Annotated in this window: 12 protein-coding genes; 10 read left to right on the top strand and 2 right to left on the bottom strand. The window is 41.0% G+C overall.

Going from position 1 to position 16620, the window contains the following annotated elements:
- Positions 1–47: 47 nt before the first annotated feature.
- From thiB to rluA, 6 genes are all read left to right on the top strand, one after another.
- Entirely contained in the window at positions 48–1061 is a 1014-nt protein-coding gene (thiB, locus tag AB4J89_RS10070; RefSeq protein ID WP_194951149.1) for a thiamine ABC transporter substrate binding subunit, read from the top strand.
- Positions 1061–2641, top strand: a complete 1581-nt coding sequence (gene thiP, locus AB4J89_RS10065) for a thiamine/thiamine pyrophosphate ABC transporter permease ThiP (protein ID WP_088494669.1) — start codon at positions 1061–1063, stop codon at positions 2639–2641. Before thiB ends, thiP begins: the two co-directional genes overlap by 1 nt.
- A complete protein-coding gene (gene thiQ / locus AB4J89_RS10060) occupies positions 2634–3335 on the top strand; it encodes a thiamine ABC transporter ATP-binding protein ThiQ (RefSeq protein WP_088494668.1) in 702 nt (233 codons plus the stop codon). Before thiP ends, thiQ begins: the two co-directional genes overlap by 8 nt.
- 88 nt (positions 3336–3423) lie before the next feature.
- A complete protein-coding gene (locus tag AB4J89_RS10055; RefSeq protein WP_088494667.1) occupies positions 3424–5778 on the top strand; it encodes a DNA polymerase II in 2355 nt (784 codons plus the stop codon).
- 185 nt (positions 5779–5963) lie between these two features.
- Positions 5964–8867, top strand: coding sequence for an RNA polymerase-associated protein RapA (gene rapA / locus AB4J89_RS10050; protein WP_088494666.1), 2904 nt, complete (start codon positions 5964–5966; stop codon positions 8865–8867).
- A 55-nt stretch (positions 8868–8922) separates the two neighbouring features.
- Entirely contained in the window at positions 8923–9576 is a 654-nt protein-coding gene (rluA, locus tag AB4J89_RS10045; protein ID WP_006535967.1) for a bifunctional tRNA pseudouridine(32) synthase/23S rRNA pseudouridine(746) synthase RluA, read from the top strand.
- A 243-nt stretch (positions 9577–9819) separates the two neighbouring features.
- On the opposite strand, the gene djlA is transcribed toward rluA, so the two are convergent.
- Both djlA and AB4J89_RS10035 read right to left on the bottom strand, forming a co-directional pair.
- Positions 9820–10620, bottom strand: a complete 801-nt coding sequence (gene djlA / locus AB4J89_RS10040) for a co-chaperone DjlA (protein ID WP_088494665.1) — start codon at positions 10618–10620, stop codon at positions 9820–9822.
- 272 nt (positions 10621–10892) lie between these two features.
- Positions 10893–11042 carry a hypothetical protein gene (locus tag AB4J89_RS10035; protein WP_162556638.1) on the bottom strand — a complete coding sequence of 50 codons (150 nt, stop codon included), beginning with the start codon at positions 11040–11042 and terminating at the stop codon, positions 10893–10895.
- 8 nt (positions 11043–11050) lie between these two features.
- Between AB4J89_RS10035 and lptD the strand changes: the two genes are divergently transcribed.
- Genes lptD through rsmA form a run of 4 tightly spaced genes read left to right on the top strand, consistent with a single transcriptional unit; the run spans position 11051 to position 16613 of the window.
- A complete protein-coding gene (gene lptD, locus AB4J89_RS10030; RefSeq protein ID WP_088494664.1) occupies positions 11051–13426 on the top strand; it encodes an LPS assembly protein LptD in 2376 nt (791 codons plus the stop codon).
- Between the two features lie 50 nt (positions 13427–13476).
- Entirely contained in the window at positions 13477–14814 is a 1338-nt protein-coding gene (surA, locus tag AB4J89_RS10025; protein ID WP_088495989.1) for a peptidylprolyl isomerase SurA, read from the top strand.
- Positions 14804–15802: a 4-hydroxythreonine-4-phosphate dehydrogenase PdxA gene (pdxA, locus tag AB4J89_RS10020; RefSeq protein WP_088494663.1), complete on the top strand. Its 999-nt coding sequence runs from the start codon at positions 14804–14806 to the stop codon at positions 15800–15802. The genes surA and pdxA overlap by 11 nt, the downstream gene beginning before the upstream one ends.
- Positions 15795–16613 (top strand): 16S rRNA (adenine(1518)-N(6)/adenine(1519)-N(6))-dimethyltransferase RsmA, encoded by an 819-nt coding sequence (gene rsmA / locus AB4J89_RS10015; protein WP_088494662.1) that lies wholly within the window; start codon positions 15795–15797, stop codon positions 16611–16613. The genes pdxA and rsmA overlap by 8 nt, the downstream gene beginning before the upstream one ends.
- Positions 16614–16620: the final 7 nt, after the last annotated feature.

Below are 16620 nucleotides of genomic sequence, written 5' to 3'. Positions count from 1 at the left end.
CATCCTCACTCCTCAGATCCTACCTGACTTTTACTGAGGAACTAAACGTGTTAACTAAATCGCTTCGCTTTACTTTCCTGCTCGGCGCACTGGGCATTATGAGCACTTTTTCGACTCAAGCCTTAGCACAAAAACCCACACTCACGGTTTACACCTATGATTCATTTACCGCAGATTGGGGTCCGGGACCTGCAATAAAAAAAGCGTTTGAACAGCAATGTGATTGTGAATTAAAACTAGTTGCTCTGTCTGATGGCGTATCTCTACTTAATCGCTTACGTATGGAAGGTGATAAAAGTAAGGCGGATATTATTTTAGGATTAGATAATAATTTGATCCACGCAGCAAAAGAAACCGGACTTTTTGCGCCAAGTAATATCGATACATCCAAACTGACCTTACCTGAAAAATGGACTGACGATACTTTTGTGCCTTATGACTACGGCTACTTTGCTTTTATTTATGATAAAAACCGTGTCCAAAATCCGCCAAAAAGCATGGCTGAATTGCTAAACAGCAAAGAACAATGGAAGATCCTCTATCAAGATCCTCGTACCAGTACTCCAGGTTTAGGTTTAATGCTATGGATGCAGTCGCTTTATCCTGAAAACACCGCTACTGAATGGAAAAAATTGTCAGAGAAAACACTGACAGTCACTAAAGGTTGGAGTGAGTCTTATGGCTTATTCTTAAAAGGCGAAGGTGATTTTGTGCTTAGTTACACATCATCCCCGGGTTATCACATTCTAGCGGATAAAAAAGATAACTATGCCGCAGCAATTTTTGATGAAGGACACTACTTACAAGTCGAAGTTGCCGCAAAACTCAAATCGAGCAAACAACCTGAATTAGCACAGCAATTTATGCAGTTCATGTTAACCCCTGCATTCCAAGAAACGATACCGACTACCAATTGGATGTATCCTGTTATAGATATGCCATTACCTGAGGTCTATTCTTTAATGCCTAAACCTGAAAAATCATTGCAATTTGATGCTGAAATTGTCGCAAAAGAGCGCCAGACATGGACTCGTAATTGGCAATCTGCGGTTAGTCGCTAATGGGAAGATGGCTTATCCCGGGGCTATGTGCCTCGGGTTTACTGCTTATTGTGGCGTTATTGTCATTTGGCGCATTGTGGTTTAATGCACCAAGTGGCGAGCTGTCCTCTATTTTTGCTGATGAATATTTATGGCATGTCGTTCGTTTTACTTTCTTGCAAGCCTTTTTATCTGCACTATTTTCAATATTACCTGCTATTTGGCTCGCCAAAGCGCTCTATCGACGCCAATTTAAAGGGCGAACACTCTTTTTACGCCTATGTGCAATGAGCCTTGTGTTGCCTGTTTTAGTCGCCCTTTTTGGCATTTTAACGGTTTATGGCAGAGTTGGATGGGTTGCTCAAATTTGTGAATGGCTAGGGATCGACTACCAATTTACGCCTTATGGTTTGCAAGGCATTTTATTAGCTCACATCTTTTTTAATATGCCATTAGCAACCAGAATGCTATTGCAAGCACTTGAAAGCATCTCATCAGAGCAACGCCAATTAGCCTCACAATTAGGCATGAATGGCTGGCAACGTTTTCGCTTTCTGGAATTTCCTTATTTATGGCGACAAATGCTCCCCACTGCGTCACTGATTTTTATGCTCTGCTTTGCAAGCTTTGCTACGGTGTTGGCTTTAGGCGGAGGCCCCGCAGCAACAACGGTTGAACTCGCTATTTATCAAGCATTAAGTTATGACTACGATTTACATCGTGCTGCGCTTTTAGCCCTGATCCAGCTTTTTTGTTGCTTAGGGTTAGTGCTTATCAGCCAAAAGCTAAAAGGCTCTCTTTTTGTGGGAAGCAGTCAAAAACTGCATTGGCGTGATCCCTATGATCCAATATTTAGCAAAATAACCGATGGTTTGATTATCATCCTTGCAATCCTCTTTTTAGTGCCGCCCATTTTGGCCGTAATCACTGATGGTCTTAATAGCCAATTTCTACGTGTTATACAACAACCTATACTTTGGCAAGCTTTTACAACTTCACTGATTATTGCCGTTGGTGCGGGTATTGTCTGCGTTGTATTAACAATGATGTTGCTATGGAGTAGCCGAGAGCTTCGCTTACGCCATTTTAAAAAAGCAGGACAAGCCATGGAAATGAGTGGTTTGATTATTCTGGCGATGCCGGGCATTGTGTTGGCAACAGGATTTTTTCTGTTATTAAACAATACAATTGGATTACCTGAATCACCTTATATTTTAGTGATTTTAACCAACGCATTAATTGCCATTCCTTATGCTTTAAAAGTGCTGGAAAATCCGATGAATGATATCGCTTCGCGTTATGGCCTTTTATGTCAGTCACTGAATTTGCAAGGAATAAACCGGCTTCGTTGGATAGAACTACGTGCATTAAAAAAACCAATCTCACAAGCGCTTGCCTTTGCTTGTGTTATTTCTATTGGTGATTTTGGTATTGTTGCCCTATTTGGTAATGAAACATTTAGAACATTGCCTTTCTATCTTTATCAGCAAATTGGCGCTTACCACACACAAGATGGTGCAGTAACGGCCATGATCTTATTGCTACTTTGCTTCTCTCTTTTTAGCCTAATAGAACGATTAGCTGGAAAATCTCATGATTAAATTAGAGCACCTTGCTTACACCTATGAACACCAACATCTCTTATTTAATCTAACGGTTAATGCAGGAGAACGCATTGCTGTATTAGGTCCAAGTGGTGCTGGTAAAAGTACATTACTCAGTTTAATTGCTGGTTTTTTGCCATCAGAAAAGGGAAGTCTGTTTCTTAACGGGCAAGATCATACAAAAACAGTACCGGCAAAACGCCCTATTTCTATGTTATTTCAAGATAATAATTTATTCCCTCATTTGACCGTAAGGCAAAATATTGGCTTAGGATTAAATCCGGGATTAAAGCTATCTGAAGATCAAAAAGCCCTATTAGAGAGTCGAGCTGAGCAAGTGGCTCTTAGTGAATATCTTGAACGTTTACCTTCTCAATTATCAGGTGGTCAACGTCAACGTGTTGCCATTGCTCGTTGCCTTGTTCGTGAACAACCTATTTTGTTACTTGATGAGCCTTTTTCTGCACTCGATCCCGCTTTACGCATTGAGATGTTGGCACTACTCGAGCAACTTTGCCGTGAAAAAGCGTTAACCTTATTGATGGTTTCTCATAGCTTAGAAGATGCAGCGAAAATCGCCTCAAGAGCGATTGTGATAGATAATGGTATGATTGTGTATGATGGAAATACACAATCACTAATAAATGGTGAAGTGGATCAATCACTTATTTTAGGTATTCCGTTTAATTAATCCCAGCCAAAATTAACTGTATAAATAACCACTATATTGACTATAATAAACACATCTTTAGTGAATTATTGGTATTTATTAGGTGCTCATGATTGGTCATACGGAACAAGGCTTTATTCTTACTCGCCACTGGAGCGACACACCGAAAGGTATTGTCGTCTCTTATTGGCTGGCTACGGATAATGGCCCGCGTAAAATTACTGTTCCTATGCAACGCGCAATTGGCTTTGTTGCCCGCCAACATGAAACTGTTTTGCGTTCTCTCGTTAATAAAAATCCTGATATTGAAATTCGCCCTCTCGATTTAAAAGATTTCGAAAGACAGCCCGTTTTTGGTGTTTATTGCAAACAATATCGCCAACTTGTCCAACTTGAGCAACAACTTAAAGAGCACCATATTCGCCTTTATGAAGCGGATATCCGCCCTCATGAACGTTATATGATGGAGCGCTTTATCACCGCACCAGTTTGGTTTCGTTATCAGCAAAATAATATTACTACATTAAAACCAGCCCCCGATTATCGACCTGCGCTTCGAACTGTCTCTTTAGATATCGAAACCAGTGAGTTTGGTGAGCTTTACTCTATTGGGCTTGCCGGTTGTGGTGATGATGTAGTGTTTATGCTTACTGATGAGTTGCCCATAGAGAGTGAAAGTCAGCAACCGGAAGGCTATCGCTTATGTTATGTCAGTAGCCGATTGCGTTTAATTGAAAAGTTAAATGAGTGGATGCAACATTACGATCCTGATGCGATTATCGGTTGGAATTTAATTCAGTTTGATCTGCGTATTTTGTACACACATGCTCAACGTTATGGCGTCAGTTTATTATTAGGTCGCCAAAACAGTCCGTTAGAATGGCGAGAGCATGGATTTAAAAAAGGCCATTTTTTTGCTTCTGCTCAAGGTCGTTTAATTATCGATGGTATCGATGCTTTGAAAATGGCGACATGGAATTTCCCCTCTTTTAGCCTCGAATCTGTTGCTCAAACACTATTAGGTGAAGGCAAAGCCATCGATACACCTTATGCCAGAATGGACGAAATTAATCGACGCTTTAAAGAAGATAAGCCCGCACTGGCTTATTATAATTGGCAAGACTGTGTCTTAGTGAACCGTATCTTTGATGCGACATCTCTTATGGCATTCTTATTGGAGAGAGCTTGTGTTACGGGGCTTTCCGTTGATAGAAGTGGCGGCTCTGTGGCTGCGTTTACCCATCTCTATCTCCCCTCAATGCATCGCATTGGGTATGTTGCGCCTAACCAAGGTGAAAAACCAGAAGAGCATAGCCCCGGTGGTTTTGTCATGGATTCGGCTCCTGGCTTATATGATTCTGTTGTTGTGCTTGATTATAAAAGCCTTTATCCCTCTATTATTCGTACTTTTTTAATCGATCCCGTAGGTATGATTGAAGGAATGCACCAACCTGATGAAAAATTTTCTATTTCTGGATTTCGTCAGGCACGATTTTCGCGAGAGTTACACTGTTTACCCGCTATTGTGTCGCAAATTTGGCATGAAAGAGATAACGCGAAATTACATAAAAATGCCCCACTCTCTCAAGCCCTCAAAATTATTATGAACGCTTTTTATGGTGTTTTAGGCTCTGTAGGTTGTCGCTTTTTTGATCCTCGTTTAGCGTCTTCTATTACGCTACGAGGTCATGAAATTATGAAAAAAACACGAGAATTAATTGAAGCCAAAGGTTATCAAGTTATTTATGGCGATACGGATTCAACCTTTGTTTGGCTGAAATCACCTCACACAGAACAACAAGCACAACAGATTGGGTCTCAATTAGTACAAGATGTTAACCAGTGGTGGAAAACACATCTTTTTGAAAACTACCAACTAGATTGCAAATTAGAACTAGAATACGAAACCCATTATCGTCGCTTTTTAATGCCCACTATTCGAGGTATGGAAACAGGTAGCAAGAAACGCTACGCCGGACTCAGCAATGATAAGATGGTGTTTAAAGGATTAGAAACCGTCAGAACAGATTGGACGCCCCTCGCTCAAAAATTTCAACAAGAGCTTTATACGCGCATTTTTCATCAGCAACCTTATCAGCAGTTTATTCGTGATTATGTCGCAGATACGCTTGCGGGAAAATATGATGAGAGATTAGTGTATCGTAAACGGTTACGTCGAAAATTATCAGAATATCAGCACCACGTCCCCCCTCATGTCAAAGCGGCACGTAAGGCGGATGAATATAATTTATCCCAAAATAGACCTCAACAATATCAGCAAGGCGGTTGGATTAGTTATATAATTACCCTCTTGGGGCCTGAACCATTAGAGCACATTACCGCTGCACCTGATTACGAACACTATATCAACAAGCAGTTAATGCCTATTGCAGATGCAATCCTACCTTTTATACAAGATGATTTTTCAACCTTGTTAAATGGGCAAATGACACTCTCATTTTAACTTGTGTCATTTTGCAGGTGACGGTTTGCTTTGCATCTATTAACATAACGCCCCTTTGGTGATAATTAGCTTTTCTTTGTTCAAAGAATAAGCCCTTTTTATCCCGCAGATTTTAATGACAACACCGCAATACTGCATTCATTAATAATTCCTAAATTATATATTTGAGAGCTGAGTTTATATATATGCCTTTTACTCTTGGTCAACGTTGGATTAGCGATACTGAAAGCGAGCTTGGACTGGGTACTGTTGTGGCAGTTGATGCCCGCATGGTCACCTTACTTTTTCCTGCCTGTGGCGAAAACCGCCTTTACTCCCGTCATGATGCACCAATAACGCGGGTGATGTTCAATGCAGGAGATACCGTCACCAGTCACGAAGGCTGGAAGCTCGCCATCGATAACGTTGTAGAAGATAACGGCCTACTTATCTACCATGGTGTACGTTTAGACACTGAAGAGCCTGCACAATTACGTGAAGTATTCTTAGATAACAAACTCACTTTTAATAAGCCGCAAGACCGCCTCTTTGCAGGTCAAATCGACCGCATGGATCGCTTTGCATTACGCTACCGCGCACGTAAGTTTATGAGCGAGCAGTTTAAGCAAGCACAAAGTGGTTTACGTGGTATTCGTGCAAGTCTTATCCCTCATCAGCTTTATATCGCCAATGAAGTGGGTAAACGTCATAACCCTCGCGTATTATTAGCTGATGAAGTTGGTTTAGGTAAAACAATTGAAGCAGGTATGATCATCCACCAGCAATTAATGGATGGTCGTGCTGAGCGAGTGTTGATTATTGTACCTGAAAGCTTACAACATCAGTGGTTAGTTGAAATGTTACGCCGTTTCAATCTACGTTTTTCACTGTTTGATGATAGCCGTTATAGCGAATCTTTATTAGATAGCGATAATCCATTTGAAACAGAACAGATGATCATTTGTTCTTTAGATTTTGTACGTAAAAACAAGCAACGCTTTGAACACTTAGTCGAAGCAACATGGGATATGTTAGTTGTCGATGAAGCTCATCACCTTGTTTGGAGCGAAGATGCGCCAAGCCGTGAATATCAAGTAATTGAAGAGTTAGCTGAATCTATTCCTTCTGTATTGCTATTAACTGCAACCCCAGAGCAGTTAGGTCAAGAAAGCCACTTTGCACGTTTACGTCTGCTTGATCCAAGTCGTTTCCATGACTACAACGAATTTATTAATGAGCAACAAAAATATCGCCCTGTTGCCGATGCTGTCACTATTTTGCTATCAGAAGATGATTTAAATACCGAACAACAAAATATCATCAGTGAAATGATCAGCGAGCAAGATGTTGAGCCATTACTGAAAGCGGCAAATACGCAAGGTGAAGAACGTACTAAATCTCGCCAAGAACTCATCCATATGTTAATGGACAGACATGGAACGGGTCGTTTGTTATTCCGTAACACACGTTCTGGTGTTAAAGGCTTCCCTAATCGCTTACTTCATGCGATCAAAATGCCACTACCAACGCAATATCAAACTGCGATTAAAGTGGCTGAGATTATGGCAGCTAAAAAAAGTCTTGAAGTTCGCGCAAAAGAGATGCTTTATCCTGAACGTATTTACCAAGAATTTGAAGGTGAAAACGCAACATGGTGGAACTTCGACCCGCGTGTTGAATGGTTACTCGGTTTCTTAACTGCAAATCGTAATGAAAAAGTACTGGTAATTTGTGCTCAAGCAGCAACCGCGTTGCAATTAGAGCAAGTTTTACGTGAACGTGAAGGTATTCGTGCGGCAGTCTTCCACGAAGGTATGTCATTACTTGAACGCGATCGCGCTGCTGCTTATTTCGCTTCTGAAGAAGAAGGCGCACAAGTTCTGCTATGTTCAGAAATAGGCTCTGAAGGACGTAACTTCCAGTTTGCTAATCAACTGGTTATGTTTGATCTGCCATTTAACCCTGATTTACTCGAACAACGTATTGGTCGTCTCGATCGTATTGGTCAAAATCGCGACATTGATATTAGCATTCCTTATCTTGAAGGGACTGCTCAATCCGTATTATTACGCTGGTATCATGAAGGCTTAGATGCCTTTGAGCATACTTGCCCAACCGGTCGTACTATTTATGACAGCAAATATGATGCTCTCGTTAATTACCTTGCACAGCCTAATGAGTTAGCTGATTTTGATGAGTTTATTGTCGCTTGTCGTAAACAACATGATGAAATGAAGCTCAAACTTGAGCAAGGCCGCGATCGCCTATTAGAAATGCACTCTAACGGTGGTGAAGTCGGTGTTGAGTTAGCAGGTGAAATTGCAGCACAAGATAACGATCCTGAATTAGTGAACTTTGCACTGAATTTGTTTGATATCGTCGGTATTAATCAAGAAGATCGTAGTGATAGCTTAATTATTTTAACGCCATCTGATCATATGTTAGTGCCTGATTTCCCTGGATTACCGCAAGATGGTTGCACTATCACCTTTGATAGAGAGCAAGCGCTATCTCGTGAAGATACCCAATTTATCAGTTGGGAACACCCAATTATTCGTAATGGCTTAGATTTAATTTTATCTGGTGATACAGGAAGTTGTGCCGTTTCCTTATTAAAAAATAAAGCATTGCCAGTGGGAACGCTGTTAGTTGAACTGATTTATGTCGTAGAAGCACAAGCGCCTAAACATCTTCATTTAAGTCGTTTCTTACCTGCAACACCAGTTCGCTTATTACTTGATCTGAAAGGTAATAACCTTGCATCTCAAGTTGAGTTTGAAAGCTTTAACCGCCAATTAAATGCCGTTAATCGCCATACTTCGAGCAAATTGGTCAATGCAGTACAAAGTGAAGTCCACCATGTACTTAAAGCCTCTGAACCTTTAATGGAAGTCGAAGCGAAAGGACTTATCCAAAAAGCGAAAGAAGAAGCAGATCGCGTGTTGACTCATGAATTATCGCGCTTAGAAGCTTTACGTGCAGTAAACCCAAATATTCGTGATGATGAAGTCGAAGCAATTGAAAATGAACGTGCTCATATTCTTAATCATTTAGATGAAGCAACGTGGCGTTTAGACTCAATTCGCTTAATTGTCGTTACCCACCAATAATTACCGTTAAAGCGGGGAGTATTTTACTCCCCGTTGTTTTGATGAGATATCCACCATGATGGAAGTGTATAACCCGCCGACTGATCCTTGGTTACATGTTTTATATCAAGATGAGCATATTATTGCCGTCAATAAACCCAGCGGATTATTGTCAGTACCGGGCAAAGCGCCAGAGCATAACGACAGTATTATGTCACGTATTAAAGCAGAATTTCCTAATGCTGAGTGTGTGCATCGCCTTGATATGGCAACCAGTGGCGTTATCGTTGTTGCACTCAATAAAGAAGCAGAGCGCGAACTAAAGCGCCAGTTTCGCGAACGTGAGCCGAAAAAAACCTATATTGCTCGCGTTTGGGGACATGTCGAAAAAGAAGAAGGATTAGTTGATTTACCTTTGATTTGTGATTGGCCTAATCGACCAAAACAGAAAGTCTGTCATGAAACAGGGAAAGCGGCGCAAACTTTTTATGAAGTGTTGGAATATGAAGAGAATGCAACAAGAGTGAAACTCTCACCCATTACTGGGCGTTCACATCAATTGCGGGTACATATGCTAGCGTTGGGGCATCCTATTTTAGGGGATCGCTTTTATGCACACCCGCAGGCAAGAGCGATGGCACCTCGCCTGCAGTTACATGCTCAGGAATTATTTATTACGCATCCTGCTTTCCGATCCCCGATACATTTTGAATGCCTTGCCGATTTTTAGTGTCTTATGACACTAAAACAGTCACTGAACTCAATGAAGCAAGGAGCAGGCAAAGCGCTAATCCCATAACCCCAACAAGAACACGGACGTTTGACATGGATATAGTTCCTTTTTTAAGAGAAGAGAGAATGAAATAATTAAATTTCACTTATATTTTACCGTGATAAATAATAAACTCAACTCAACCTAAGTTATCTCTATCACGGAATAATTCTCTCTTTTCTCATCTTCTTTTACAAGATGTTAACGAAATCCTTTTTCTTTTTTAATCAAATCGTAAGCAACTTGTATAGACTGTGCTTTTTGTTTTGCAATTTCCATCATTTCTGGCGGTAAACCTTTCGCGACAAGTTTATCCGGATGATGTTCACCCATTAATTTTCGATAAGCTCTCTTTATGGTTTTAACATCATCATTCTCATCAACACCAAGTACCTTACACGCATCAGAGAGCGTTGGGCCTTGAGGTTGAGGCTGATAACCCTGTCCATTTTGATAATGGAAATTCTGACCAGCCTGCATCATTGCTAATATATGTTCAAAATGTGCACGCGAAAAACCTAACTCATCGATAATGATAAACAGCATTTTTCTTTCATTTGGATGCAGTTGACCATCCGCAAAAGCAGCTTGTAATTGGATTTCCAGAAACATCTGAAGTAAGTCGCGACGTCCCACACAAATTTGTCGAACACGTTGCAATGTGGCTCTTAATGGAAAGTCAGGTGATTTACCTTCTCTAAAAGCTTGTTGCGCAGCTTGGCGACCAACACCGTGCAAATTCATGCGATCCATTAATTCGTTGGCAAGAGAAATATCAGTTTGAGTCACTCGCCCTTTTGATTTAGTCAGGTGTCCTAAAACTTGAAAGGTTGCAGCAAAGAAAAAAGCTTGTCTATCACGCGTATAGCGCCCACCACTTCCTAATTTACTTCGTTGCATGTCATAGAGGTGCCCAAGAAAAACACCAATAACAATGCCCCAAAAGCCTATTCCTGCAAAACTACCAATGGTAAGGCCTAATAATTTTCCCCAATAGCGCATAGACTCCTCAAATCTTCAATGCTCTGACAGCAATTTTGCATTATCATACTATTCATTTGCTTGCACACCTAACACCAAGCAACCTCTAAATAGACTTTTTCTTAAAATGAAGCGATTTACTGTTTCTCTTTGGACAGAGGTAATGCTGTTTTCGTTTAAATTGTGTTAAAGTAAAATGAGTGACCAAACGAATAACTTTAGCGTTGTTATACAGCACGAAATACCGCATTAGCGCGGTGTTTTTTTGTTTCTAATAAGGCTATAACCCTATTTCAACACAGAAACATCGAAAAAATGAGGCTTACGCCTATTTTTCGGTTACCGTTAGAACAATGTTCAGAACGTTGGGCTGGTGTCGCATAACTCCCTGCGTTAGTTTCTAGCTGTTTATCAGCACGAAGCCACTGATGACGGAAGCACATAAATACTTATGAAAAAAAGTTATCCCACACTGCTGGCCACCCTAGTTTGGGCCACAATATACGGTCAGCCTGCTTATGCTGATCTTGCCTCCCAATGTTTACTGGGAGTTCCTGTTTATAACAAACCATTAGTACAAGGCGATCCTAACAGCTTGCCTGTCACCATTACCGCAAATGATATGCAAGGCGAATATCCTCGCATGGTCAAATATAAAGGTAATGTTGATATTAAACAGGGAAACCAAACCTTAAGTGCCGACAGTGTTGAACTGACACAAACTGAGGGAGAAACGCCATTAAGAATGGTCACAGCAACGGGAAATGTGTCTTATGATGATCCTCAAATCATCTTAAAAGGCCCTCGTGCTTGGTCTAACCTTAATAATAAAGATACGGACATCGAGCAAGGTGATTACCAAATGGTTGGCCGTCAAGGCCGTGGTTACGCTGATAAAATGCAAATGCGTGGCGAAAACCGCTATACCATTATGGACAAAGGCATGTTCACGTCTTGTTTACCGGGAGATAGTAGCTGGAGCGTTGTCGGCTCAGAGGTTATTTTAGACCGTGAAGAACAAGTCGCTGAAATCTGGAATGCACGTTTTCGTGTAGCCAATGTGCCCATCTTTTATAGCCCTTATCTTCAATTGCCGATTGGTGATAAACGCCGTTCTGGTTTCTTAATTCCTAACGGAAGCTATTCCCGTAGTTCAGGCTTTGATTTCTTACTGCCTTATTACTGGAATATCGCCCCTAATTATGATGCGACCATCAGTACCAACTATATCAGTCGTCGTGGTTTAAAATTAGATAACGAATTCCGTTATTTAACCACTCCGGGACGCGGTACCATTGCTGTTGATTGGATTAATCACGATAGCCAATACAATAAAGATAAAGACGAAAATAAAGCGGGCTATCTTCCTCGTGATACAGCAAATCGTTGGTTATTCTACTGGGGACACAGTGGAGTCATGAATAATGTGTGGCGATTTAATATCGACTACACAAAAGTCAGTGATAACAAATACTTCACTGATTTTACCTCTCAATATGGTAACACTACAGATGGTTATGCAACTCAGAAATTTAGTACGGGTTATGCACAACAGAACTGGAATGCCACATTAACCACTAAACAGTTCCAAGTCTTCTCTGATAATAAAGATGCAAGAGCTTATCGTGCAGAGCCACAGCTTGATCTCAATTATTACAAGAATGATATGGGGCCGTTTGATTTCCGTACTTACGCTCAATTTGTTCGCTTTACCAGTGTCGGAGATAACACGCCTGAAGCAAATCGTTTCCATATTGAGCCAACGATTTCACTCCCTGCATCTACGGGTTGGGCAAGCTTTAATAATGAATTAAAGCTAATGGCAACTCATTACGATCAAGATATTCCTGACGCTTATAAGAAAAAGTACGCTAACCAGAAATTAGATGACAGTGTTAATCGTGTACTGCCGCAGTTTAAATCTGATATGAAAGTGGTTTTTGAGCGTCAATACCAAACAAACGATATTACGCAAACCCTTGAACCGCGAGTGCAGTATCTTTATGTTCCTTATAAAGATCAGTCTAATATCAATAACTTTGACTCTGCATTATTACAATCAAACTATGGCGGACTTTTCCGCGATAGAATGTATGGTGGTTTAGACCGCATTGCTTCTGCAAACCAATTAACCACTGGTGTAACTTCGCGTTTTTATGATAGCGAATTAGTTGAACGTTTTAACGTTTCTGTAGGTCAAATCTACTTCTTTGAGCGTCCAAGAACAGGCCCATCTTCTATTGGTAACGAAATTATCAATAGCACAGATGAAACAGGTTCAATGGTATGGGCGGGTGATGCCTACTGGCGGATCACGGATACTGTGGGTATGCGTGGTGGTTTACAATATGACCGTCGCTTAGGTAGCGTCTCAATGGGCGATGCAGTTATGGAATATCGCGCAGATAGCGATCACCTTCTACAGTTAAGCTATCGTTATGTTGATCGTGACTATATCCAAGCAACACGTGTTCGCCCTTATGATGGTGGTATTAATAAACTTCCTGAATACCAAAAAGGCATTTCACAAGTCGGTGTCGTTGGAAGTTGGCCATTAGCAGAGCGTTGGGGACTTGTCGGTGCTTATTACTTTGATACCAAAGAATCAGAACCTGTTAGCCAAATGGTTGGTCTACAATACAATACCTGTTGCTGGGCTGTGAATGTGGGTTATGAACGAAAAATTGTTGGCTGGAAAGTTGACCACAGCGATATTGATAATAAATGGTCTGTCAATGTGGAACTCAGAGGCCTAAGTAACAATCATAGTTTGGGTAGCCAGAAAATGCTTGAACGCGGTATCTTACCTTATCAAAGAGCATTCTGATTTAATCAGACTACGGAATTGGCTGAATGAATATGTCACCCCGCAATAAGATGCGGAAAATACATAATGGGAAACTTATGAAAAATTGGAAAACGCTGTTTATCGGCTTAATGATCACGGTCGGTGCAGCTACCAGCTCAACAACATTTGCTGCACAAGAATTAAACCGTGTATCGGCTATCGTCAATAACGGTGTCGTTCTAGAAAGTGACGTCAATAGAATGTTACAGACGGTCAAAATGAACGCGAAAAGCGCGGGTCAGGAAATGCCTGATGAGCAAGTTCTTCGCCAACAAATTCTAGAGCGTTTGGTCATGGATAACATCATTTTGCAAATGGCACAGCAAATGCAAATTGATATTCCTGATGCTGCGGTAGAATCTACCATTCAAGGCATTGCTGCTGAAAATAACATTTCACTTGATCAAATGAAAAAGCGCCTCGCAGCCGATGGTATTTCTTACAACGATTATCGCCAAGATATTCGTAAAGAGATGATGTTAGCAGAAGTTCGTAACAATGAAGTGCGTCGTCGTATTACTATTTTACCTCAAGAAGTTGATTCTCTTGCTAAGCAAATCGAAGGCCAAGCAAGTCAAAGTATTGATCTAAACCTGAGCCATATCTTAATTCCATTATCAGAAAACCCTGCACCAGCAGAAATGGAAAAAGCGAAACAAGTCATTACTCGCATTATGAATCAGCTTAAAAATGGTGCAGATTTCGGTAAATTAGCTGCAACTTATTCTGCTGATCCACAAGCTTTAAATGGCGGTAATATGGGTTGGGCATCTATTGATGAATTACCAACTCTGTTTGCTAAAGAATTAGCAAATGCGCAAAAAGGCCAAATCGTAGGACCTCTTCACTCTGGTGTTGGCTTACACATTATCAAAGTAAACGATATTCGTGGTGGAACTAATACCCTTTCCGTTACAGAAGTTAAAAGCCGTCATATTCTGCTAAAAAGCTCACCAATCATGAATGATGAGCAAGCCTATGCCAAGTTACAGCAGATCTCTGCCGATATTCGCAGTGGTAAAATGACCTTTGCTGATGCAGCAAAAGAGTACTCTGAAGATCCAGGTTCAGCATTACGTGGCGGTGAGTTAGGATGGTCAATGCCTGATGTTTACGATCCGGCATTCCGTGATGCATTAATGCGCTTAAATAAAAACGAATTAAGCCAACCTGTTCGCTCAAACTTTGGCTGGCATTTAATTGAATTAGAAGACACACGTAGTGTTGATAAAACAGATGCCGCAAATAAAGAACAAGCATACCGTTTACTCTTCAACCGTAAATTTAATGAAGAAGTACAAAACTGGATGCAAGAGCTACGAGTTGGGGCTTATGTGAAAATAATGAACGAGAATAATGCAAACTAAGCAAATAAAACCACTTGTTATCACCCCCGGCGAACCAGCCGGGGTTGGTCCTGACCTTATTATCTCATTAGCACAAATGAGTTGGGATTTACCTTGGGTTGTTTGTGCTGATCCTCAATTACTTAAAACAAGAGCAGAATTGTTAAACCTGCCTCTTTCATTAGTTGAATACGATCCTGCCACGCCACCTCAAGCGCACACACCAAGTCAAATTTGTGTACTCCCAATCGCACTCCACACTAATGTCATTCCAAGTACATTAGATGCGCGCAATGGATTATACGTTGTAGAAACATTAGCTCGTGCTTGTGATGGCTGCCTAAATGGCGAATTTTCAGCACTTGTGACAGGGCCGGTTCATAAAGGTATTATCAATGATGCGGGTGTGCATTTTACAGGGCACACCGAGTTTTTTGCTGATCGTAGCCATTGTGAACGTGTTGTCATGATGCTGGCGACAGATACATTAAGAGTCGCATTGGCAACCACACATTTACCACTACGAGATGTGGCGGATGCAATTACAGGTGAGCTTCTGCATGAAATTATCACCATTTTAAACCACGATTTAAAAACCAAGTTTGGTATAGCAGAACCTCAAATTTACGTTTGTGGCCTTAATCCTCATGCAGGAGAAAGCGGTCATATGGGACGTGAAGAAATTGATATTATTGAGCCTGCATTAACACAATTACGTCAGCAAGGAGTTCATCTTCATGGACCTTATCCTGCTGATACCTTATTCCAACCTAAATATTTAACACATGCTGATGCGGTGCTTGCGATGTATCACGATCAGGGATTACCTGTGCTAAAATATGAGGGTTTCGGTCGCGCCGTGAATATAACTCTTGGCCTTCCTTTTATCCGTACTTCTGTTGATCATGGCACCGCCCTTGAGCTTGCAGGTACGAAAAGCGCAGATGCTGGCAGTTTTTGCACCGCATTAAATTTAGCCATTAATATGATACAAAATTGTAATGAATAATAGAGTCCATCAGGGGCACTTTGCCCGCAAACGCTTCGGGCAGAACTTTTTAACAGACAGCTATATTATTGAAAGTATTGTTGAATCCATTTATCCTCAACCCGGTGAAGCCATTGTTGAAATTGGTCCTGGTTTAGGTGCAATTACAGAGCCAGTAGGCGCAAGAATGGATAAAATGACGGTTGTAGAGATTGACCGTGATTTAGCCGCTCGTTTAGAAGTTCATCCTACATTAAAAGACAAGCTGACCATTATTCAGCAAGATGCAATGACAATCGATTTTGCACAATTAGCAAAAGAGCGTCAGCAGCCTCTGCGTGTTTTTGGTAACTTGCCTTATAACATTTCTACTCCACTCATGTTCCACTTATTCAGTTTTGCTGACGCAATTTCTGATATGACATTTATGTTACAAAAAGAAGTGGTTAATCGCCTTGTTGCTGGTCACGGTAGCAAAACTTATGGTCGCTTAAGTGTGATGGCGCAATATTATTGCCAAATCATCCCTGTACTTGAAGTTCCACCAACTTCATTTAAACCAGCACCTAAAGTTGATTCTGCGGTTGTTCGCTTGATCCCTTACAAAGAAAAGCCATACCCAGTAACGGATATTGCAATGCTTAGCCGTATTACCGCTCAAGCATTCAATCAACGCCGTAAAACACTACGTAATAGCTTAGGCGGATTACTCACAGCAGAAGATATGATAGCACTTGATATCGACCCAACTGCAAGAGCAGAAAATATTTCTGTTGAGCAATACTGCAAAGTGGCAAACTGGTTATCGCAAAAGCAAGACTCACAAGCATAAGATAAAG

This window comes from Proteus sp. STS61-E (assembly GCF_040932335.1).
Classification (GTDB): Bacteria; Pseudomonadota; Gammaproteobacteria; order Enterobacterales; family Enterobacteriaceae; genus Proteus; species Proteus mirabilis_B.
This window is presented reverse-complemented; position numbering and strand designations above follow the sequence as displayed.